The organism is Aminobacter sp. P4_D5 (assembly GCF_056401815.1).
This window is the reverse complement of sequence record NZ_JBFUIP010001228.1, coordinates 1-552: the sequence shown is the minus strand read 5'-3', so window position 1 is coordinate 552 and position 552 is coordinate 1. Positions and strand designations below refer to the sequence as shown.

General features: G+C 74.3%; 1 protein-coding gene. It reads right to left on the bottom strand.

All coding sequences use genetic code 11. From position 1 onward, the window contains the following. A partial coding sequence (locus AC1DWF_RS37640; protein ID WP_476843510.1) for a hypothetical protein occupies positions 1–552 on the bottom strand: 552 nt, incomplete at both ends.

Genomic DNA, 552 nt, shown 5'->3' with positions numbered 1-552 from the left:
GTCCAGGGGGACTCCTCGCCGATCGAGAGCCAGCCGTTGACGGCCGGGCGCGGCAGGACGGCACAGGCCAGGGTGTCCGGCACGGCTTCGACCAATGTGGCCCAACGGCCGAGCAAGGGCTCGGCGCGCGCGGCGCGCTCCGCCAGCACGTCCTCGCCAAGCTGCGCCAGCACCGGCATCCGCCGCCGCGTGCCGTCGCGCGAATCCGCGGCGACGGCGCCGAGGTCCAGCGCCGCGAGCCGGCGAAAGGCGCCATCCCCCTCCGCACCGGGCGGAACCTGCCGGATGAGCTCCGCCAGCACGTCGGGATAGGGCCGCAACCCCGCCTCCAGCATGGCCTCGACCAGCGCGGGCGGCGGCCTGCGCGAGGGATTGGCGAGCATGGTGAAGGGCAAGGAGCAGGCGGGCTCGGCGACCCGCTCCGGCGGGATCAGCGGCAGCATCGCCGTCGCGGCGGAAAAGTTCGAGCCGTCCCGCCCGAAGATGAGCTGGCCCAGCAGGACGCAGCGCCGTTGGGGCGCCACGAGGCCGACGACATCAAGAAACAGCGCC